Annotated in this window: 22 protein-coding genes and 1 pseudogene; 12 read left to right on the plus strand and 11 right to left on the minus strand. The window is 63.2% G+C overall.

What is annotated here, in order from left to right; genetic code table 11:
• Positions 1–39 precede the first annotated feature (39 nt).
• Positions 40–312 (plus strand): hypothetical protein, encoded by a 273-nt coding sequence (locus X756_RS162220; protein ID WP_245261353.1) that lies wholly within the window; start codon positions 40–42, stop codon positions 310–312.
• Positions 313–521: 209 nt separating this feature from the next.
• Here X756_RS162220 and X756_RS162215 read toward each other — a convergent pair whose 3' ends face one another.
• Positions 522–1,463 carry a nucleoside hydrolase gene (locus X756_RS162215; protein WP_023728528.1) on the minus strand — a complete coding sequence of 314 codons (942 nt, stop codon included), beginning with the start codon at positions 1,461–1,463 and terminating at the stop codon, positions 522–524.
• 143 nt (positions 1,464–1,606) lie between these two features.
• On the opposite strand from X756_RS162215, the gene X756_RS162210 reads away from it, so the two are divergent.
• Positions 1,607–2,032: an Hsp20 family protein gene (locus X756_RS162210; protein ID WP_023669741.1), complete on the plus strand. Its 426-nt coding sequence runs from the start codon at positions 1,607–1,609 to the stop codon at positions 2,030–2,032.
• Positions 2,033–2,096: 64 nt separating this feature from the next.
• Positions 2,097–2,354, plus strand: coding sequence for a DUF1150 family protein (locus X756_RS162205; RefSeq protein WP_023686566.1), 258 nt, complete (start codon positions 2,097–2,099; stop codon positions 2,352–2,354).
• 71 nt (positions 2,355–2,425) lie between these two features.
• On the opposite strand, the gene ptsN is transcribed toward X756_RS162205, so the two are convergent.
• From ptsN to lptC, 6 genes and pseudogenes are all read right to left on the minus strand, one after another.
• On the minus strand, positions 2,426–2,890 hold the full coding sequence (ptsN, locus tag X756_RS162200) for a PTS IIA-like nitrogen regulatory protein PtsN (RefSeq protein ID WP_023669743.1): 465 nt from the start codon (positions 2,888–2,890) through the stop codon (positions 2,426–2,428).
• A gap of 108 nt (positions 2,891–2,998) precedes the next feature.
• Positions 2,999–3,583, minus strand: a complete 585-nt coding sequence (gene raiA / locus X756_RS162195; protein WP_023683071.1) for a ribosome-associated translation inhibitor RaiA — start codon at positions 3,581–3,583, stop codon at positions 2,999–3,001.
• 397 nt (positions 3,584–3,980) lie between these two features.
• Positions 3,981–5,507, minus strand: a complete 1,527-nt coding sequence (gene rpoN, locus X756_RS162190; protein WP_023683070.1) for an RNA polymerase factor sigma-54 — start codon at positions 5,505–5,507, stop codon at positions 3,981–3,983.
• A gap of 214 nt (positions 5,508–5,721) precedes the next feature.
• On the minus strand, positions 5,722–6,540 hold the full coding sequence (lptB, locus tag X756_RS162185; protein WP_023669746.1) for an LPS export ABC transporter ATP-binding protein: 819 nt from the start codon (positions 6,538–6,540) through the stop codon (positions 5,722–5,724).
• Complete coding sequence (locus tag X756_RS162180; protein WP_023683069.1) at positions 6,537–7,121, minus strand: LptA/OstA family protein; 585 nt, start codon at positions 7,119–7,121, stop codon at positions 6,537–6,539. Before X756_RS162180 ends, lptB begins: the two co-directional genes overlap by 4 nt.
• Positions 7,108–7,897, minus strand: a pseudogene (gene lptC / locus X756_RS1000000168555) (LPS export ABC transporter periplasmic protein LptC). Before lptC ends, X756_RS162180 begins: the two are co-directional and overlap by 14 nt.
• A gap of 295 nt (positions 7,898–8,192) precedes the next feature.
• On the opposite strand from lptC, the gene sppA reads away from it, so the two are divergent.
• The 4 genes from sppA to X756_RS162160 all read left to right on the plus strand — a co-directional run bounded on the left by sppA (position 8,193) and on the right by X756_RS162160 (position 10,908).
• Positions 8,193–9,149, plus strand: a complete 957-nt coding sequence (sppA, locus tag X756_RS162175; RefSeq protein ID WP_023728529.1) for a signal peptide peptidase SppA — start codon at positions 8,193–8,195, stop codon at positions 9,147–9,149.
• Positions 9,150–9,229: 80 nt separating this feature from the next.
• The gene (locus tag X756_RS162170) at positions 9,230–9,514 is read left to right on the plus strand and encodes an integration host factor subunit beta (protein ID WP_006200394.1); all 285 of its coding nucleotides are present in this window, start codon (positions 9,230–9,232) and stop codon (positions 9,512–9,514) included.
• 52 nt (positions 9,515–9,566) lie between these two features.
• Positions 9,567–9,911, plus strand: a complete 345-nt coding sequence (locus X756_RS162165; protein ID WP_023691965.1) for a lipopolysaccharide assembly protein LapA domain-containing protein — start codon at positions 9,567–9,569, stop codon at positions 9,909–9,911.
• A 31-nt stretch (positions 9,912–9,942) separates the two neighbouring features.
• Positions 9,943–10,908 carry an ornithine cyclodeaminase family protein gene (locus tag X756_RS162160; protein ID WP_023728530.1) on the plus strand — a complete coding sequence of 322 codons (966 nt, stop codon included), beginning with the start codon at positions 9,943–9,945 and terminating at the stop codon, positions 10,906–10,908.
• Here the strand turns inward: X756_RS162160 and X756_RS162155 are convergent.
• The 4 genes from X756_RS162155 to X756_RS162140 form a co-directional block, all read right to left on the minus strand.
• Complete coding sequence (locus X756_RS162155) at positions 10,898–11,320, minus strand: VOC family protein (RefSeq protein WP_023714120.1); 423 nt, start codon at positions 11,318–11,320, stop codon at positions 10,898–10,900. The genes X756_RS162160 and X756_RS162155 overlap by 11 nt on opposite strands.
• Before the next feature lie 120 nt (positions 11,321–11,440).
• Complete coding sequence (locus tag X756_RS162150) at positions 11,441–11,872, minus strand: EVE domain-containing protein (protein ID WP_023714121.1); 432 nt, start codon at positions 11,870–11,872, stop codon at positions 11,441–11,443.
• On the minus strand, positions 11,869–12,279 hold the full coding sequence (locus X756_RS162145) for a VOC family protein (protein WP_023728531.1): 411 nt from the start codon (positions 12,277–12,279) through the stop codon (positions 11,869–11,871). The genes X756_RS162150 and X756_RS162145 overlap by 4 nt, the downstream gene beginning before the upstream one ends.
• 91 nt (positions 12,280–12,370) lie before the next feature.
• Entirely contained in the window at positions 12,371–13,069 is a 699-nt protein-coding gene (locus X756_RS162140) for a YafY family protein (RefSeq protein ID WP_023728532.1), read from the minus strand.
• Between the two features lie 126 nt (positions 13,070–13,195).
• Here X756_RS162140 and X756_RS162135 point away from each other — a divergent pair, with 126 nt between their 5' ends.
• From X756_RS162135 to X756_RS162115, 5 genes are all read left to right on the plus strand, one after another.
• Positions 13,196–14,278 carry a class I SAM-dependent rRNA methyltransferase gene (locus X756_RS162135; RefSeq protein ID WP_023728533.1) on the plus strand — a complete coding sequence of 361 codons (1,083 nt, stop codon included), beginning with the start codon at positions 13,196–13,198 and terminating at the stop codon, positions 14,276–14,278.
• 34 nt (positions 14,279–14,312) lie between these two features.
• Positions 14,313–15,170: an RNA methyltransferase gene (locus tag X756_RS162130; protein ID WP_023683061.1), complete on the plus strand. Its 858-nt coding sequence runs from the start codon at positions 14,313–14,315 to the stop codon at positions 15,168–15,170.
• Positions 15,167–15,655, plus strand: a complete 489-nt coding sequence (gene lspA, locus X756_RS162125) for a signal peptidase II (RefSeq protein ID WP_023728534.1) — start codon at positions 15,167–15,169, stop codon at positions 15,653–15,655. Before X756_RS162130 ends, lspA begins: the two co-directional genes overlap by 4 nt.
• 105 nt (positions 15,656–15,760) lie before the next feature.
• The gene (locus X756_RS162120) at positions 15,761–16,750 is read left to right on the plus strand and encodes an MDR family oxidoreductase (RefSeq protein WP_023728535.1); all 990 of its coding nucleotides are present in this window, start codon (positions 15,761–15,763) and stop codon (positions 16,748–16,750) included.
• 142 nt (positions 16,751–16,892) lie between these two features.
• Positions 16,893–19,181, plus strand: a complete 2,289-nt coding sequence (locus X756_RS162115) for a response regulator (RefSeq protein WP_023728536.1) — start codon at positions 16,893–16,895, stop codon at positions 19,179–19,181.
• The last annotated feature ends 165 nt before the right edge of the window (positions 19,182–19,346 follow it).

The raw sequence follows: 19,346 nt of genomic DNA on the forward strand, positions 1-19,346 counted from the left end.
TCATGGACTTATAGGGATTTGAAAAGGAACGCGCCCGGCGTGGTCCTGATCGTCGCCATGTTCGCGATGATGGTTCCTTCGGCGCTCTACAAATGGACGAATGATGCGAGCCCCATCCGGTCAGTCGAGCCAATCCACGCAACGGTCAAAAGCGCCCAATCGGACCACGACCACACCCTTTATCTGGTTTCGCTCGAAAGCGGTTCGTCCATTCTTGTCGATGACGACCGGCCGCATCTGATCGGCGCGACGGCAAACATGGAGCGCGTCACGCGCGAGAATGGAATGGTCTTCTATCGATTTGCAAAGTGAACGGCGGCGGCGCCTTCCTTCTCCCCTGTGGGAGAAGGTGGATCGGCGCGATAGCGCCGAGACGGATGAGGGGTGTTCCAGCGGAGTGAGACGTGGGCGTTCCCTGGAACACCCCACATCCGTCGCCTTCGGCGACACCGCCCGGGGGCGAGCCACTTGTCTCGCCCCGTCCCTTCGGAACCCACAATGGGGAGAAAGGAAAGACAGAGCTAAAGCCGAGCCAACCGCTGCACCAGAAGCGCGAAAAAGGCGTCATGGTCGATGTCGCGCATCACCATGGCGTTCTTCGGCCGCTTGGTCACGCCCCACCAGTCGATCACGGTCATGCCCATGGTGAGTTCGGAGGTGGTTTCGACGGTGACGTTGCAGTTGCGGCCCTTGAACAGCTCCGGCTTCAACAGATACGCGATGACGCAGGGGTCGTGCAGCGGGCCGCCATCGGTGCCGTATTTCTCCTCGTCGAAGCGCTCGAAGAACTCCAGCATCTCGGCCGTCGCGGTGCCGACCCGGGTGCCGAGCTGGCGGATGGCCTGCGTGCGCTTGGCCGTGGTCAGCGCCTTGTGGGTGACGTCGAGCGGCATCATGACGATCGGAATGCCGGATTTGAACACCAGGTCGGCGGCTTGCGGATCGACATAGATGTTGAATTCTGCGGTCGGCGTGACATTGCCGCCTTCGAAGAAACCGCCGCCCATCAGTACGATTTCCTTGATGCGCGGCGCGATCTTCGGCTCACGGATCAGCGCCAGCGCGACATTGGTGAGCGGCCCGAGCGCGCACAGGGTGATCGTACCGGCCTCTTCCTTCATCAGGGTCTCGACGATGAAGTCGACCGCATACTGGCCCTGCAGCTTCATCTTCGGATCTGGCAGTTGCGGGCCATTGAGGCCGGTCTTGCCATGCACTTCCTCGGCGGTGACCAGTTCGCGCGCCAACGGGCGGATGGCGCCTGCATAGACCTTGATATCGGGCCGTCCGGCCAGTTCGCAGATTTTCCTGGCGTTCTTTTCGGTCAATTTCAGCGGCACGTTACCGGCAACAGCAGAGATGCCGACGATCTCCAGCTCGGCGCTGCCGAGCGCCAGCAATATGGCGACGGCATCGTCCTGGCCGGGATCCGTGTCGATGATGATCTTGCGGGTCTGGGGCATTTCATTTCCTTATGCGGGGGAGTCTTTTGGCGGGGGTGTTCGGCGGCTTGAACTTGGCCGCGGCGCGGACCATATCAAGACCATCGGGAAAAATGCCATCCGGGTTTTTCCAGTTTATGTCGCTCCAAAGAGGACAGTGTAACATGAGCCGAATGACGCCCTTCTCCAGCCCGCTTCTCCTTGGTTTCGATGCCATGGAAAAGACCCTGGAACGACTGGCGAAATCCGGTGACAGCTATCCTCCCTACAACATCGAGCGCCTCAGCGGTGCCGACGGCAAGGCCGAAAGGCTGCGCATTACGCTGGCTGTCGCGGGTTTCGCCGAAAGCGATCTCGATGTCACCACGGAGGAAAACCAGCTGGTCGTGCGCGGCCGTCAAACCGACGACACCGAGCGCGAATTCCTCCACCGCGGCATCGCCGCGCGCCAGTTCCAGCGCTGTTTCGTGCTGGCCGACGGCATGCGGGTGATCGCAGCGGAACTGAAGAACGGCCTTTTGTCGATCGATCTCGATCGGCCGGATACCGAACGGCTGGTACGGAAAATAAATATATCGGTGAAAGACTGATCTTTACCGATGGCTCTCATGCGGGATGGCCTTGAGCGGCGTCCTCGCGCCAAGGAGGCTTGAAATGACCAGAACTGACGAAACCATCATCATGACCAGCGGCGAATTCGCCCATCTCGGCGAAGGCTCGGTCGCTTATCTGCGCAAGGTCTCGAGCGACGAATTGCTCGGCCGCTTCCCCAATCTGGGCGAAATCGCGCCCGGCATGGTGCTGTGGGCGCTGTTTGCCGCCAACGGCCAGCCGATCCTGCTTTCGGATGCGAAGGACCGGGCTTTGGCCGGCGCCATGGAAAACGACCTGACCACCGTCGCCATTCACTAAGGCGACCGCTGGCGGTTGAAATGGAGAGGGCCGCCTTCGGCGGCCCCTGGAAGACTTAATTCCAAAGAACTTCAGGCGGCGTGCGAGGCTTGCGTGTCCGACAGCAGAGCGTGGATGGCGACCGCGTCGCGCGTGCCCCTGATCTTGGCCACCGTGTCGGCGTCGCGCAAAACCCTGGCGATGCGCGACAGTGCCTTGAGGTGATCGGCGCCGGCGCCTTCCGGGGCCAGCAGCAAAAACACCAGATCGACCGGCTGGTCATCCAGGGCCTCGAAATCGACCGGCGTCTCCAGCCGGGCAAAGACGCCGGCGATGCGCTTCACCCCGGCGAGCTTGCCGTGCGGAATGGCGATGCCGTTGCCGACGCCGGTGGAGCCCAGCCGTTCGCGCTGCAGGATGGTGTCGAACACTTCGCGCTCCGGAATGCCGGAAATCGCCGCCGCTCTCTCGGACAGCAACTGCAAAAGCTGCTTTTTGGAGTTCGCCTTCAACGCCGGCAAGATCGCCGGAACGTTGAGAAGATCGCTCAGATCCATATTTGAAATCCCTTATTCGCCTGCCGTCGCCAGTCCTCGCCCCTCGCGCGGCTGGCTATTATCCCTGTGCGACCATTGTCGTCACCTGTGCGACCATTGTCGTTGTCGTCACGCCTGTGCGACTTTGGTCGTCGACGGGTCGATCCAGCCGATATTTCCGTCCGGCCGCCGATAGACGATGTTGAGGTGGTCGTTTCCGGCGTTGCGGAATACGAAAACCGGGCTGTCCTTGGTGTCGAGTTCGATAACCGCCGACGCCACCGACATGGTCTGCAGCGTCATGGTTGATTCGGCGACGATGGCCGGGGCGTAGTCCTCCGGAATGTCCTCATCATCATCGGTCAGCGGCGCCATCACCGTATAGGCGATGTCGGTGATTTCACCATTTCCAGTGCCTGAATTGTGCGATTTCAGACGGCGTTTGTAGCGCCGCAGCCTGGTTTCGAGGCGGTCCGCGGCCGCCTCGAAGGCAAGTGTCGGATCCTGGGAATCGCCGGTTGCCTGCAGCGAAGCGCCGGAATCCAGCCTGATCATGCAATCGGCCGAGTAACGCGACCCCGATTTGATGACCGTGACGTGCCCTGAAAAACCGCGATCGAAATATTTTCCAATCGCCTCGCCGACACGATCGGTAATGCGCGTACGCAACGCATCGCCGATATCCATGTGTTTACCCGATATGCGCAATTTCATCTGAAAACTGACCTTCCTTGCTCAGGCTTCAAACTGGCCAGAGTTTATACTCGTGATCCGTGCGCACAAGCTTTGCGGCGTCAACTCGCGCCGATTTTAGATCCGAACTTTCCGGTTGATCACAATCCGCCTTCTTGGCCGTCCCGTGGCCTTCATCGTGACGGACCATCCGCATGCGGGCCGCGAGCCCGTCTCATGCGGGCGGGCTTCTAGACAGTTCATTGCAGCTTGTCAATTAATGCATGTCGCCCAGAAGTGCGCTGCGGTTCTGGGACAACGACATGCATCAAAACAAAGACTTAAAGCGCGTCGTATGAATCCGTTTCAGCGCGATGCGCTTTAAGGTCGGAAAGTTGTGGAATCCAGCCATAGCAAAAGCCTTGCCGGGCAAGCAGACCTAGCGCCCCGCGCTCGCCAGAGCGCGCTTTTCACGCCGCCGCTGCACCGACGAGGGAATATTCATACCCTCCCGGTACTTGGCCACCGTGCGCCGGGCAATATCGACGCCGCTTTCCTTCAACATATCGACGATTGCGTCATCGGACAGCACATCGGCGGGCTTTTCCTCGTCGATCAGCTGCTTGATGCGGTCGCGCACCGCTTCCGAGGAATGCGCATCACCGCCGCCCGACGCCGCGATCGAAGCCGTGAAGAAATAACGCAGCTCGAACACGCCACGCGGCGTCAGCATGTATTTGTTGGCCGTCACCCGGCTGACGGTCGATTCATGCATGCCGATGGCATCGGCCACCGTGCGCAGGTTGAGCGGCCTGAGCTGACGCACGCCATGGACGAGAAAAGCGTCCTGCTGGCGCACGATTTCCGACGCCACTTTCAGGATCGTCTTTGCCCGCTGGTCGAGACTGCGCGTCAGCCAGTTGGCATTCTGCAGGCACTCGGCCAGGAAATCCTTCTCCGCCTGATTCTTCGCATGCGGCGAGACCTGGGCGAAATAGATGTGATCGACAAGCACGCGCGGCAGCGTCTCGGCATTGAGCTCGACCGTCCAGCTGCCGTCATTGGCGGCGCGGACTTCGACATCGGCGACGATGGCGTCGCTGGCGCCGCCCGAAAACGCCATGCCCGGGCGCGGGTCGAGCGCGCGGATTTCGGCCAGCATGTCGAGGAGATCCTCCTCGTCGACCCCGCAAAGCCGCTTCAGCGTCTGGAAATCGCGCCGCGCCAACAGTTCTAGGTTGCCGATCAGCGTCTTCATCGCCGGATCGAGACGATCGCGCATGGCAAGCTGCAGCGACAGGCATTCGGCAAGGTCGCGCGCAAACAGGCCGACCGGCTCGAATGTGTGGCAGGCTGCCAGCACATTGGCCACCATCGCCTGATCGGCGCCGAGCCGTTTGGCGATCTCGGCGGGATCGGCGCGCAGATAGCCGGCCTCGTCCAGGCCGTCGGCCAGTTCGGCTGCGATCAGCCTTGCGGCCGGATCGGCAAAGGCAAGCGCGATCTGCTCGCCAACATGCTGGCGCAGCGTGATCGCCGCGGCTGCCATGTCGCCGACGTCGAAGCCTTCGGAAGAACCGGACGAACTATTGCCGGTGGCCGACTTCCACTGCGCCGTCAGGTCCGGGCCGAGCCGCTCGCTGGTGCCGGGATCGTCGGGGAACAGATTTTCCAGCGAGCTGTCGAGCTTGTCGGAGATCGCTTCGGCGCTCCACGCCGTCTCGTTTTCGAACCAGTCGCCATCGGCGGCAGGCTCAGGAGCGGCATCGCCCTTCTGCACCTGGTCGCTTGCGGCGTCATCCTGGGGCTCGGCGCGCTCCAGCAGCGGATTGCGCTCGATCTCGTCGTCGATGAAGTGGTCGAGCTCGACATGGGTGAGCTGCAACAGCCTGATCGACTGCATCAGCTGCGGCGTCATCACCAGCGACTGGGATTGTCGTAGCTGTAGTTTCGCCGCCAACGCCATGGTTCGGTTTCAAACGCCCTTCTGCACCCGGAAGCCTACACATCAGAAGCTGCCGGAAAATGAATTTTTCCGACCTTCCATAGAAACTGGCCCGGCTTTTGCTTGTCAAGGCGAACGATGGCAAAAGGCCCCTACCGAAGCATTATCTCACGCAAAATCGGAGAAAAAAGCCCGGCGGGGCGGCAAAAATCACGTCAGGAAACAAATTTCACGCTCAGAGCGTGAAACCTTCGCCGAGGTAGAGCCGGCGCACATCGGGGTTCGCCACCACCTCGTCGGCACGGCCATGAGTCAGCACCTGGCCGGCATGGATGATGTAGGCGCGGTCGATGAGGCCGAGCGTTTCGCGCACATTGTGGTCGGTAATCAGCACGCCGATGCCGCGCGCCGTTAGATGACGAACCAGCTGCTGGATGTCGGCGACGGCAATCGGGTCGATGCCGGCGAACGGCTCGTCGAGCAGCATGTAGGCCGGGCGCGTCGCCAAAGCTCGGGCGATCTCAAGACGCCGCCGCTCGCCACCCGACAGCGACATGGACGGCGACTTCCGCAGATGGCTGATGTGAAATTCCTCGAGCAGTTCGTCGAGATTGCGCTCGCGCACCTTGCGGTCCTTCTCAACCACTTCGAGCACGGCGCGGATGTTCTGCTCGACATTCAGGCCGCGGAAGATCGAGGCTTCCTGCGGCAAATAGCCGATGCCGAGGCGGGCGCGGCGGTACATCGGCATCGAGGTGACGTCGAAACCGTCGATCTCGATCGTGCCCTCATCGACCGGCACCAAGCCGGTGACCATGTAGAAACAGGTGGTCTTGCCGGCGCCGTTTGGCCCGAGCAGCCCGACAGCCTCGCCGGCGCGCACGCCGATGGTGACACCGCTGACCACCTTGCGGCCCTTGTAGCTCTTGGTCAGACCCTTGGCGATCAGGGTGCCCTTGAACTTCGAGGAATCAACGGTGACTGTGGCCGGTGCTGCAAGTTTACTGGCCGCCCGTCCCGGAAGGCGGGTCAGCAGCGAAGACACGCCAGTCATTCGGGCTTCGGGGCCTCGGATTTCGGTGGCGGCGTCATCGACATGATGACGCGCCCGCCGCAGCCATCGACCTGAGCAAGGCCGCTTTTCATCTGCACGGTGAGCTTGCAGCCCTTGAGGACGTTGGGTCCTTGGGACAAGACGACCTCCTTGCCCGACAGAACTAGCACCTGCGTCTTCATGTCGAACGTGGCGTTGTCGCCGGTGGCGATCTGGTCATTCGACTTGATGTAGACTTTGTTCTTGACCACCAGATGGTCGATATTGGCCGAACCGGTCATCGCCGAAGCGCCGGCGGCAGCACCTTTGGCGGCGTTGGGGTCCTTGACGTAGTAGACCTCCATGCTGCCGGCCTTGAGCAGCGTTGGCCCTTGCGTGACGGTGACGTTGCCGCTGAACAGCGCCATGCTGTCGGCCTGGCGAACCTCAAGTTTGTCGCTCTCGATCTGGATCGGCTGGTCGCCCGACAGTTTGAGCCCGGACTGGCTGCTGGCGCTGGACTGAGCCCAGGACGGCGCCATACCCAGCAACAGCAAGGCCGAAGCTGCGGCGACAAGCCGTGCCGAATTACTGGGACGCATTCGTTTCTCCGCTCTTTGCCTCTGCCGCCTTCATAGTGGCCGGATCGATGTGAACGCTTACCTTGTTCTCGAAAACGATGACCTTGCCATTGTCTTCGACCGACATTGAACCCGCGGTGATCCGCGAGCCGTTACGGCTGACATCGACCGCATCACCTGTCTTCATAGAGCCTTTGCCCATATCGAGGAAGACCGATTTGAAGATGGCAGCGACGCCGTCGGTGGTGGTGACGGTAACGTCGCTGGTCATGTCCATCGTGTTGGCGTTTCTGTTGTAGATGCCGCGCTTGGCGTCGACGGTCGCCACATNTAACGTCGCTGGTCATGTCCATCGTGTTGGCGTTTCTGTTGTAGATGCCGCGCTTGGCGTCGACGGTCGCCACATTGTCGGCCGTCAGCGGCAATTTGGCATGAATGCCTTCGAGTTCGATGATGTCCTGCTTGCCGACATCCTGGATGGCGCGCAAGGCCGTCAGCGAATAGGGCAGCTTGTCCTTGGTGAAGCCGTTGAGCTTCGGATTGGCCATCACCAGCTTGCCATCCGCGAAAGCGGTGCCGTCTGCCTGTATCGAAATGTTGATCGGCGCCGCCAGATAGGAATAGACCGGAAACGCAACCGCGATCCCGGCGGCAAGCACCGGCACGGCAAACTTAAGCACGCGCACGCGGCGCGAGTGGCGCTGGGCGCGGTCGAAGGCGTCGCCACGCGTGCCCGCTGGCGCCGTGGGCGCCAAGGCCGCATCGGCGTTGGTCGGTTCGTTCGATCGCGCAAGCATGACTGACTTCTAACAAACCCTTGTCCGCCAAAACACCTGCTATAGGTGGGTTGCCGGCCCCCGCAAGCAAGCACAAGCGGAGGAAAACCGCAAAAATGTGACGGCCGCTGTTTTACAGACGGAACTCAGGCGACACAATTTCGCCACTTCATAGCAGAAACGAACGCGCCGCGTCATTTTTTCCTGAAATGCCTCCGTCGTGAAGGTCGCTTCGTCGCAGGCTCTTGAGGAAGAGGTAGCCGGGCGCGGACGCTTGCTTTAAAAGCATCGCTTCCCACCGACTGTGAGGCAGACCATGGCACTGAGAGCCGACGACCTGATCGACCGCCGCCGCTTGCGGCGCAAGCTGACCTTCTGGCGCGGCGCCGCCATTGCCATCGTGGCCCTTGGGGTGATTGCGCTTGCAAGCTGGTTCTATGGCGGCGACCTCGGCGGTTCTTCCGTCGACCACATCGCCAAGGTCAGGATCGAAGGCACCATCACCGAGGACGAGGAACTGATCAAGCGGCTGGAAACCATCCGCACATCCTCGCAGGTCAAGGGCGTCATCCTGGCGATCGATTCGCCCGGCGGCACCACGGTCGGCGGCGAATCGATCTACGAGGAGGTGCGCAAGCTTGCCGCCGACAAGCCGGTGGTGGCCGAGGTCGGCACGCTGGCCGCATCGGCCGGCTACATGATCGCCAGTGCCAGCGACCATATCGTTGCCCGCAAGACGTCGATCGTCGGCTCGATCGGTGTGCTCATCCAGTATCCCGATGTCAGCGGTCTGATGGACAAGGTCGGCATCAAGCTCGAGGAAGTGAAATCCTCGCCGCTGAAGGCATCGCCCTCGCCCTTCAAGCCGACCAATGAAGACGAGCGAGCCATGGTCCGCAAGCTCATCCTCGACAGCTATGACTGGTTCGTCGGCATCGTCGCCGAGCGCCGCAAAATGACCCGCGATCAGGCACTGGCCCTTGCCGACGGCTCGATCTTCACCGGCCGCCAGAGCCTTGCCAACGGTCTGATCGACGCTGTCGGCGGCGAGAGCGTGGCGATCGACTGGCTGGCGACCAAGGGTGTCGACGCCAAGCTCAAGGTGGTGGAATGGAAGGACACCGAGCGGCGTGGCGGCTTCCTGTTCTCGAAAGCAATAGCGCGCAGCGTCGGCAGCGCGCTCGGCCTGTCGGAGGCCGGCAGCGACGTGCTTCACGAAATTGGCGCGGATCGCTTGTTTCTTGACGGTCTCGTTTCCGTCTGGCACCCTTGATCTGCCGGTTGGGGCGAGTAAAAAAGCAAATAAAATCATCCTGATAATTTGACCGCAGCGCTTTCACGGGGACCTTTCTGATGATCAAATCCGAGCTTGTGCAGATCATTGCCACGCGCAACCCGCATCTTTTCCTGCGCGACGTCGAAAACATCGTGGGAGCGATCTTCGACGAGATCACCGATGCCCTGGCGGAAGGCAATCGGGTCGAGTTGCGTGGCTTCGGCGCTTTTTCGGTGAAGAATCGCCCTGCCCGCACCGGCCGCAACCCGCGCACCGGCGAATCCGTCGAGGTCGAGGAGAAGTGGGTGCCGTTCTTCAAGACCGGCAAGGAATTGCGTGAAAGGCTGAATGGCGGCAAGTAGGCGCGGACCACGCGCCGACCTTATCAAGGCCTGCCTTCTCCAGGGAATCTCTATGTTGAACCGCTTCATACTTATCGTGGTCTTCGTGCCGCTCGCCGTCATCCTGATTGCGCTGGCCGTCGCCAACCGCGAGCTGGTCGCCTTCACGCTCGACCCGTTCAACCCCGGCAATCCGAAACTGACGCTGACCTTGCCGCTGTTCATCTTCCTGTTCGTGGCGCTCGCCATCGGCATGGTCGTCGGCAGCCTGGCGACCTGGGTCAAGCAGGGCCGCTACCGCAAGCTGGCGCGCCAGCGCGGCGTCGAGGCCGAGAATTTGCGCCAGGCGGTCAGCCGTATACCCGCCGTGCAGCAGGGCGCGGCCACCGGGCCGGCGCTGCCGAAGCCAACGGCCTGAAGCCGGCGCTTTTATCTTCGCGGAGTTTTGCATGCTGACCATTTCGGCCGACGCTGTCGACCAGGCGCTGACCTTTCCCGGGCTGGTCGAGACATTGCGCGCGGCCTTCCGCGAGGGTGCTGTGCAACCCGTCCGCCATCATCACGGGGTCGAGCGGCCCGACGGTGCCACATCCACGCTGCTTTTGATGCCGGCGTGGACCGACTTCCATGCGGCCGGCACGTCGGTCGGGGGTCATATCGGCGTCAAGATCGTCACCGTATCGCCCGACAACAACGCCATCGGCAAACCGGCGGTGATGGGGCTCTACCTCCTGCTCGACGGCGCCACCGGCGAGCCCGAAGCGCTGATCGACGGCCAACGGCTGACACAGTGGCGCACCGCTTGCGCCTCGGCGGTGGCGGCCTCCTATCTCGCCTGCGAGGACGCATCGCGGCTTCTGGTGGTCGGCGCCGGCGCGCTGTCGCCGTTCCTCGCCAAGGCGCACTCCGCAGTGCGGCCGATCAAGACCATCCGCATCTGGAACCGCACGCCCGCCAATGCCGAAAAGGTCGCGGCTGATTTGCGCGCGGACGGTTTCAACGCCGAGGCCGCAAGCGATCTCGACGCCGAACTCGCCGAGGCCGACATCGTCTCATCGGCGACGATCACGACGACGCCGCTGGTCAAGGGTGCGCTGCTCAAGCCGGGCGCGCATGTCGATCTGGTCGGCGGCTTCACGCCGACCATGCGCGAGAGCGACGACGACGCGATCGCGCGCGCCCGCGTCTATGTCGACACCCGCGCCGGCGCCACCAAGGAAGCCGGCGACATCGTCCAGCCGCTCGCCTCCGGCGTGCTGAAGCCGGAAGCCATCGTCGCCGATTTGCATGAGCTGGCGCGCGGGGAAAAACAGGGCCGGCAGAGCCCCACTGAGGTCACGCTGTTCAAGTCGGTCGGCGCCGCGCTTGAGGACCTTGCCGCCGGCATTGCCGTCTACAACGCGCTCAAGCAGTAGCGTCTGCGCCGGTTCTGCGATCGAACTTCCTGATCGCTTCCGCGCTGACCGGGGTGAAGAAGTTCACCAGATTGCCATCGGGATCGCGCAGCAGCAGCGACCGGTTACCCCATGGCATCGTCGTCGGCGTCTGTACGAAATCGCCGATAATTTTCGCCAGCCTGCTGTACTCAGCATCAACATCGGCGACGCGAAACTCGATGATCGCTGAGCGATTGGCGGCCGGCTGCGCCACATCAGTTCCGAACAGGGCCAGCGTGCGGGTGCTGCCGATCGCCAGTGTGCAGGACGGCGTTGCCAGTTCGGCGAAATCGTCTGTGAACCAGGTTGCGGTAAGCCCGGTGATCGTGTCGTAGAATGCCACCAAGGGCTTGATCTGATCGGTAATGATGCGGATCGAGACGAAGTCCATCTTATTCTCCTGGGGCAAGCGCGACGCTATCTGAAGACAATCGCTTGTCGCACAAGGCTGCTGACAACTTGGTGTCAGCAGCCTTGTCACGGTGCCTTGCCGATCCGGCGGCTGGATGCTTCAGCCTGCCTTCATGGCAGCGCCCATCGCCTCGGCGATCAGCGCGAAATCATGCGCCGTAATTTCGAACAGGCCAAAGCGCAGTTGATAACCCCAGTTCGATTTGCCCGCGGTGAAGTCGAGCTGCTCGAGCAGCGGCTTGATCGGCGCCTCCTCGGCCTTGGCCCATTCGACATCCCTGCGGAACGGCGTGAAGCCACCGCCCATGTCGCCCTGATAAGGCTCGCCTTCGCGCACGGTGCCGATTGCCGTGAAGGCCTGCAGGCCGTCCTTCTCGCGCAGAATTGTGGTCGGCGAGTAGTAGATGATGCCGTCGCCGGGCTTGATGCGGCGCAAAGGTGCCGCCTTGCCGTGGTTGACCTGCATGAAGCCGGCCTCGCGGCCGCGCCGGACATGTTCGGCGGAAGCGACCGCGATCCAGTGCGCACTCATTTCTGTTCTCCATTGGCCTGTTCCCCATTGGCCTGTTCTCCGTCGTTCAGCCAGTAGACGCGCAGCCGGTGCTTGTCGGGATCGAGCGCAACGAAGGTGCGGCCGAAGTCCATGTCGGTCGGCGTCTGCAGAACGGTCAAGCCGCGTCCTGCCCAGTCCGTGTAGGCGGCGCCCACCGCATCAGGCCGGTCCAACGCGAAGACGAGCTCCGCACCGCCGCCCGCGGCCGCGGCCGACGGCTCCACCGTGTGGCGCGACCACAGGCCGAGCTTGAAGCCATTGTCGAGCACGAACAGCACGAAGGTCGGCGACGTCTCCACCGGCTGGCGTCCCAGCAGCGCACCGTAGAAGGCGCCGCTCCGCTCCGGGCTGTCGACATAAAGGATGACGAAATTGGGGGTGTTCATGTCTGCTCTCCAGGGTTTCGATTGGAGGAGCATAGGTGACCCCACTGTCAGATTCTGGCAGCAGCGTCTTGTGGGCGCGTGGAAAGGAGCATTAAGCGCCAGGCTGGCGCTTCGGTGCGTCCAGCGTCGCGCGCCATTCCTTCAGCAGCGCCTGCCGACGACGCGGATAGCGGATATACGTGGTGTTGAGCCCCGACATCCGGTCGGCGCGAAAATGTCTGAAATCCTGCCGCGTCTCGCACCAGGCCACCACCACCCGCACCTTGTCGAAAAAGCCGAGCGCGAATGGCCAGATCAAGCGCTCGGAGGCGGCGCCGCCGGCGTCGCGGTAAAGAAAGCCGAGTTTTCTCTCGTTGCGGATCGCCTGGCGCACCAGGCCAAGGTCGATGCTTTCGACAGCATCGCCGTGCGGCCCGACCAAAAGCGCGGTCGCATCGAGGTCCTCGCGCAGATCATCCGGCAGCACAGCGGCGATCTTGGCCAGCGCGTCGGTGGCGGCGGCCGACAGCCGCTTGTCCGGTTGTCTGGCAACCCAACGCGATCCCAGAACGATGGCCTCGATCTCCTCGTCGGTGAACATCAGCGGCGGCAGCATGAAGCCGGGTTTCAGCACATAGCCCAGCCCAGCCTCGCCCTCGATCGGCGCGCCTTGCCCCTGCAGCGTGGCAATGTCGCGGTAGAGCGTTCGGATCGAAACGTCCATCTCGCCGGCAAGCGTGCGACCGCTCACCGGCCGGCGATGCCGGCGCAGGATCTGGATCGAGTCGAGCAGGCGTTCGGAACGGGACATGATTCCAGATTTGCCTGTTTCCTCAGCGAGGTCCACCACCTCAGACATTCGCACGCTGGACCATTTTGTTTGCGCAGCCGGTGACCCTATGTCAAAAGCGGCCTGCCGCCTCCGGAGACGCTCTGCTTGAAGTCTTTTCGCGACAAACGCCGCGACAACCGTCCGCCCGCAAAAGGCAGGACCGAACATGCGCGGCCACAGCCGGAGATCGTACCAATCCGACCCGAAGCCAGACAGCAACGCCACGAAACAAAACCGGACGACCGGTCTGATCCGAAGCCCGCCCCCCGTATCCTGGCGCGTTGCGAAGGCATCCTGCCCACTGAGCGCCTGCCGGTGATCCTCGAAGTGGCGCCCAATCAGGATTATGCACTGCTCGACAGCGGTGCCGGCGAGAAGCTCGAACAATACGGCCCCTACCGCATCGTGCGGCCCGAGGGACAGGCGATCTGGCAAAAGGCCTTGCCCGCCAGGGACTGGGACCGAGCCGACGCCATCTTCACCGGCGACACCGACGAGGAAGGCATCGGCCGCTGGCGGTTCCCGAAGGTACCGCTGGGCGAGACCTGGCCGATGAAGCATGACGGCATCGACTATCTCGGCCGCTTCACCTCGTTTCGCCATGTCGGCGTCTTCCCCGAGCAGGCTTCGCACTGGGACCATATGGCCAGCCTGATCGCGGCGGCCAACCGCCCGGTCAAGGTGCTGAACCTGTTCGGCTATACCGGGCTCGCGTCTCTCGTAGCCGCCCGCGCCGGTGCCGAGGTCACCCATGTCGATGCCTCCAAGAAGGCGGTCGGCTGGGCGCGCGAAAACCAGGAAATGGCCGGTCTCGGCAGCAAGCCGATCCGCTGGATCGTCGACGATGCTGTGAAATTCGCCGAGCGCGAAGAGCGCCGCGGCAGCCGCTACGACATCATCCTGTTCGACCCGCCCGCCTATGGCCGCGGCCCCAAGGGCGAGGTCTGGCAGTTGTTCGAGGACCTGCCCGGCCTGACCGATCTTTGCCGCGCGATCCTGACGCCGAAACCGCTCACCGTGGTGCTGACCGCCTATTCCATCCGCGCCTCCTTCTTCGCCATCCATGCCTTGATGCGCGACACCTTTGCCGGCATGGGCGGCACCGTTGAATCAGGCGAACTGATCATCCGCGAGCAATCCGCCGGCCGGGCGCTGTCGACATCGCTGTTTTCGCGCTGGGTGGCCTGAATGCCGGGGAGACCTGAATGCCCGGGAGTCCCGAATGAATGAGCGGCACGCAGGTGCGCCCGGGCAGGTCAAGGAAGTCACCAGCCTTGCCAATCCGCTGATCAAGGACATCAAGGCGCTCGCCCAGAAGAAATTCCGCGACCAGCAGAACGCCTTCATGGCCGAAGGGCTGAAGCTGGTCATCGACGCCCTCGACCTCGGCTGGTCGATCAGGACGCTGGTTTTCGCCAAGGCCGGACGCGGCAATGCGGCGGTCGAAAAGGTGGCGGCGCGCACGGTTGCCGCCGGCGGCACCGTGCTCGAAGTGTCCGAAAAAGTGCTGGTCGCCATCACCCGCCGCGACAATCCGCAAATGGTGGTCGGCGTCTTCCGGCAAAAACTGCTGCCGCTAAGAGACATCCGCGCTCACGACGGCGACGTCTGGGTGGCGCTCGACCGGGTGCGCGATCCCGGCAATCTCGGCACCGTCATCCGCACCGTCGATGCCGTCGGCGCCAAGGGCGTCATCCTGGTCGGCGAAACCACCGATCCGTTTTCGGTCGAAACCGTGCGCGCCACCATGGGCTCGATCTTCGCCGTGCCGGTGACCAAGGCGACGCCGGAAGCATTTCTGGCTTGGCGAAACAGCTTCTCGGGCCTGGTGGTCGGCACCCACCTGAAGGGTGCGGTCGACTACCGCTCGGTCGATTTCTCCCGAGGACCGGTGCTCTTGATGATGGGCAATGAGCAGCAGGGCCTGCCCGACAATCTGGCGGAAAGCTGCGACCGGCTGCTGCGGATTCCGCAGGCCGGCCGCGCCGATTCACTCAATTTGGCGGTCGCCACCGGAATCATGCTGTTCGAGATTCGGCGCGGAGCGCTGAAACTTGCCCCCGAGGACGCCACATCGTGAAATCATGGTCTCCCTATGCGCTGCTGGTGGTGGTGGCAATCGCGCTCGACCAGTGGATAAAGCATCTGATCGAGACCGGCCTCGGCTTCCAGGAAAAGCTCGACCTGGTGCCATTCCTGGCGCTGTTTCGCACCTACAATACCGGCATCGCCTTCTCGATGTTCTCGTCCTTCGGCGACACCGGCCTGGTCGTCATCGCGGTCGTGGTCGTTGCCTTTGTGCTTTACCTCGCAACGCGCACCCCCGCCGGCCATGTGCTGGCCCGCATCGGCTTTGCATTGATCATCGGCGGTGCGATCGGCAATCTGATCGACCGCGCCGTCTACGGCCACGTCATCGACTATATATTGTTCCACACGCCGGTATGGTCCTTCGCCGTCTTCAACCTCGCCGATGCCTTCATTTCGGTCGGCGCGGCGCTGGTCGTCTTCGACGAGTTCATAGGCTGGCGGCGCGAGGCCAAGCCGCAAGGCCCAGAAGCCTGACGGCCCGACTCTTTTGACCAATTGACCTCGCCGGACGGTCGCCGCACAGTTCGGCCAGAGCCAGCCAATGCCGACCGCCAGCCTTTGCGAAGCCGAGGAGAAGAGATGCCTGAAACCTTCAAAGCCATCCTCGTTTCGCGCGACGCCGAAAAGAAACAGTCGGTGGAGGTCGTCGATTTCGGCGAAGCCGATCTGATGGAAGGCGACGTAACCGTCGCGGTCGAGGCGACGACGGTCAACTACAAGGACGGGCTGGCCATCACTGGGAAAGCGCCAGTGATCCGCCGCTGGCCGCTGGTGCCGGGCATCGATTTCGCCGGAAACATCCTCTCCTCATCGCATGCCGACTGGCGCAAGGGCGACAAGGTCATCCTCAATGGCTGGGGCGTCGGCGAGACGCATTTCGGCGCCTATGCCGGGCGCGCCCGCGTCAACGGCGACTGGCTGGTGCCGTTGCCCGACGGCATCAGCGCGCACGATGCGATGGCGGTCGGCACCGCCGGCTATACGGCCATGCTCAGCGTCATGGCGCTGGAGCGGCACGGCATCCTGCCGGATCGCGGCCCGGTGGTGGTGACGGGTGCAGCCGGCGGCGTTGGGTCGGTCGCGGTCTCGATCCTGTCCAGCCTTGGCTATCACGTCATCGCCTCGACCGGCCGCAACGCCGAAAGCTCCTATCTGATCGACCTCGGTGCCGCCGAAGTGATTTCGCGCGAGGAACTCTCCCAGCCGGCCAAGCCGCTGGCCAAGGAGCGCTGGGCCGGCGGCATCGATGCCGTCGGCAGCCACACGCTGGCCAATGTGCTGTCGATGACCGCCTATGGCGGCGCGGTCGCCGCCTGCGGCTTGGCGGGTGGCATGGATCTGCCGTCGAGCGTCGCCCCGTTCATCCTGCGCGGCGTCTCGCTGCTCGGCATCGATTCAGTGATGGCGCCAAAGGCTGTGCGGCTGGAAGCCTGGCGCCGCATCGGCAGCGATCTTGATCTCAAGAAGCTCGCCGGCCTGTCGACGACCATCGGCTTCGACGGCATCATCACCGCCGCCCATGACATCGTCGAGGGCAAGATCAGGGGCCGCGTGGTTGTCGATATGTGAGGCTCCCGAAGCATGATCCCGAAAGGGAATCAGGTTTCGGAAAAGATCAGGCGATGCGGAAAACCGCCAAAAATGCATGACCGCTAAAATTCGAACGATCCGCCGCGCTTTTCCATAATCTCTATCTGGCAAGGAGTTCCGCATGATCGCGGAGTCCGCCAGGAAAGAGAAGAGCCGCGCCGAAAGCATCGACGGGCCGAACCCGGCGACGCCCAAGCGGCAGCATGTTGCCGCGCCGCCGCTGGCGCCGGATTTGCCGCGCCCCACGTCCGAGGGCCTGCCGTTCCTGACGGTGGTCGCCAGTGTCGTGCTGGCGGGCCTATCCCACCTCACCGGCGCGCCAATCTTCATCACCCTTGGCTTGTTGGCGACAGGCGTTGCCGGCGTCGCCATGCACCTGCGCAGCCGGCGCACCGTACGTCGCGCGGCGGCCTTGCTCGACGAAACCGCGGCCCGCAGCCGCGCCGAGATCGAGACGCTGGCCGACCGCATGTGGGAGATGCAGGAGAGCGAGGAGCGTTTTCGCGGGCTGATCGATGCGCTCGGCGATCTCGTCGTCCACCGCGACCGCGACGGCCACATCGTCTATGCCAACATGGTTTTCGCCGGCCTCGTCGGAACCGATCAGCGCGACCTTGCCGGCAGGACTCTGGCCGACCTCGGCATCGATGTCGGTATCGTTCCCGACGCCGCCTTTTCGGATCACGAATGCCTGAGTTCCACCGACGTCTCCATCCGCACGCCGAACGGTCCGCGCTGGTTCTCGTGGATCGAACTGTCGGTGCGCGACAAGGATAGCGGCGCCGTCTCGCACCGGGCGATTGCCCGTGACATCACCGCCCGCAAGCGCGCCGAATCCTCGTTGATCACCGCGCGTGAGCGCGCCGAATATGCCAGCCAGGCCAAGTCGCGCTTCCTCGCCACCGTCAGCCATGAGATCCGCACGCCGATGAACGGCATCATGGGCATGGCCAAGCTTCTGGCTGACACCAATCTGTCGCCCGAGCAGCGCACCTATGTCGGCGCTGTCTCGACCTCGGCCAGCGCCCTTTTGGCGCTCATCGAGGATTTGCTCGACTATTCCAAGATAGAGGCCGGCCGTTTCGACCCGGAGCCGCAGCCGACATCGCTGCGCGAAATCGCCGACAACATCATCGAACTGATGGCGGCGAAAGCCTTCGCCAAGAACATCGGCCTCGGCTGTCATGTCGAGCCCGACGTGCCACAGATGATCATGGCCGATCCGGGAAGAGTCAGGCAGGTGCTGCTCAACCTGATCGGCAATGCGATCAAGTTCACCGACACCGGCGGCGTGCTGGTTTCTGTTGCACGGGCCCGCACCGAGACCAGCGACCGCATCTGCTTCACCGTCGCCGACACCGGCCCTGGCCTGCGCGAAGAGGATATGGGGCGCATCTTCGAGGAGTTCGAACAGTCCGACGGCACCTCGACCCGCACCCATGGCGGCGCCGGCCTCGGTCTGGCCATATCGAGGCGCCTGGTCGCCGCCATGGGCGGTGCCATTTCGGTGTCGAGCCGGCTTGGCGAGGGATCGGAATTCATCTTCGAGATCCCGGCCGCAGGAGCAACCGAGGCACCGCAGAACCGGCAGAACATCCTGGCCGGCCGGCGCGCCGTGATCGTGTCGAAGAACGCCGTCGAGGCCGACGCCATCGCCCGCACCATCCGCGTCCATGGCGGCGCCGTCGACGTCGCCGCAACCGCTTCCCAGGCGACGCCCTTCGCCGAACATTGCGATGTGCTGTTGATCGACGCGGCCCTGGAGGACGGCGACGGCAGACTGCTCAAGCGGCTGCGCCAGAGTGGCTTTGCCGATTGCGAGGCGATCACGCTGATCGCGCCGACCGACCGCGGCATGCTTGGCGAATTCCGCACCAACGGCTACGCCACCTTCCTGGCGAGGCCGGTGCGCGGCGAAACCCTGCTGCGCGTGCTGCTGACCAGTCATGCCCCTGCCTTGCCGCCGCCCAAGCCGGAAAAGACCGGCTCGTCCTCGCTTCGTGCCCATGGCGGGCGCCAGCAAGGTTTGTCGGTGCTGATCGCCGAAGACAACGACATCAACGCCATGCTTGCCCGCGCCACGCTTTTGAAGGCGGGACATCGCGTGAAAGTGGTCGGCAATGGCAAGGCCGCGGTCGAGGCGGTGACCGAAGCCGGGCTGAAAAATCGCTTCGATGTGGTGCTGATGGATTTGCACATGCCGGTTATGGACGGGCTGGACGCGATCGCCGCCATCCGCCGCCACGAGGAGGAAATGGCTGTGCCGCCGGTTCCGATCATGGTGCTTTCGGCCGACAGCCAGGAAAAGACCCGCCACACCGTGCTCGCCCATGGCGCCAGCGGCTTTGTCACCAAGCCGCTCGATCCCGACGCGCTGGTCCATGCCGTCGAGGGCCAGGTGGCCGCCTGAATTCATGTCGCTCAAAAGTGGCCCCGGTTTTGAGAAGACGACATGCACAAAACAAAGACTTGAAGCGCGTCGCGTGAATCGTCCCAGCGCGACGCGCTTCAAGGCGACGCTGGCGCAATCCTCGCGTCACGTAGGTAGCCGAATGAGGGTTTTCGCCAGCCGACG

The sequence above is a fragment of the Mesorhizobium sp. LNJC405B00 genome, assembly GCF_000502615.1.
GTDB lineage: Bacteria > Pseudomonadota > Alphaproteobacteria > Rhizobiales > Rhizobiaceae > Mesorhizobium.

Excerpts from the sequence above, each read along its gene's own strand:
- X756_RS162205 (WP_023686566.1), top strand. The coding sequence starts at position 2,097 with ATGACCAGAACTGACGAAACCATCATCATGACCAGCGGCGAATTCGCC.
- sppA (WP_023728529.1), top strand. The coding sequence starts at position 8,193 with ATGGCACTGAGAGCCGACGACCTGATCGACCGCCGCCGCTTGCGGCGC.
- X756_RS162130 (WP_023683061.1), top strand. The coding sequence starts at position 14,313 with ATGAATGAGCGGCACGCAGGTGCGCCCGGGCAGGTCAAGGAAGTCACC.
- X756_RS162140 (WP_023728532.1), bottom strand. The coding sequence starts at position 13,069 with ATGTCCCGTTCCGAACGCCTGCTCGACTCGATCCAGATCCTGCGCCGG.
- X756_RS162210 (WP_023669741.1), top strand. The coding sequence starts at position 1,607 with ATGAGCCGAATGACGCCCTTCTCCAGCCCGCTTCTCCTTGGTTTCGAT.
- X756_RS162145 (WP_023728531.1), bottom strand. The coding sequence starts at position 12,279 with ATGAACACCCCCAATTTCGTCATCCTTTATGTCGACAGCCCGGAGCGG.
- X756_RS162170 (WP_006200394.1), top strand. The coding sequence starts at position 9,230 with ATGATCAAATCCGAGCTTGTGCAGATCATTGCCACGCGCAACCCGCAT.
- ptsN (WP_023669743.1), bottom strand. The coding sequence starts at position 2,890 with ATGGATCTGAGCGATCTTCTCAACGTTCCGGCGATCTTGCCGGCGTTG.
- X756_RS162180 (WP_023683069.1), bottom strand. The coding sequence starts at position 7,121 with ATGCGTCCCAGTAATTCGGCACGGCTTGTCGCCGCAGCTTCGGCCTTG.
- X756_RS162160 (WP_023728530.1), top strand. The coding sequence starts at position 9,943 with ATGCTGACCATTTCGGCCGACGCTGTCGACCAGGCGCTGACCTTTCCC.
- X756_RS162215 (WP_023728528.1), bottom strand. The coding sequence starts at position 1,463 with ATGCCCCAGACCCGCAAGATCATCATCGACACGGATCCCGGCCAGGAC.
- X756_RS162115 (WP_023728536.1), top strand. The coding sequence starts at position 16,893 with ATGATCGCGGAGTCCGCCAGGAAAGAGAAGAGCCGCGCCGAAAGCATC.
- X756_RS162165 (WP_023691965.1), top strand. The coding sequence starts at position 9,567 with ATGTTGAACCGCTTCATACTTATCGTGGTCTTCGTGCCGCTCGCCGTC.
- rpoN (WP_023683070.1), bottom strand. The coding sequence starts at position 5,507 with ATGGCGTTGGCGGCGAAACTACAGCTACGACAATCCCAGTCGCTGGTG.
- X756_RS162120 (WP_023728535.1), top strand. The coding sequence starts at position 15,761 with ATGCCTGAAACCTTCAAAGCCATCCTCGTTTCGCGCGACGCCGAAAAG.
- raiA (WP_023683071.1), bottom strand. The coding sequence starts at position 3,583 with ATGAAATTGCGCATATCGGGTAAACACATGGATATCGGCGATGCGTTG.
- X756_RS162155 (WP_023714120.1), bottom strand. The coding sequence starts at position 11,320 with ATGGACTTCGTCTCGATCCGCATCATTACCGATCAGATCAAGCCCTTG.
- lptB (WP_023669746.1), bottom strand. The coding sequence starts at position 6,540 with ATGACTGGCGTGTCTTCGCTGCTGACCCGCCTTCCGGGACGGGCGGCC.
- X756_RS162150 (WP_023714121.1), bottom strand. The coding sequence starts at position 11,872 with ATGAGTGCGCACTGGATCGCGGTCGCTTCCGCCGAACATGTCCGGCGC.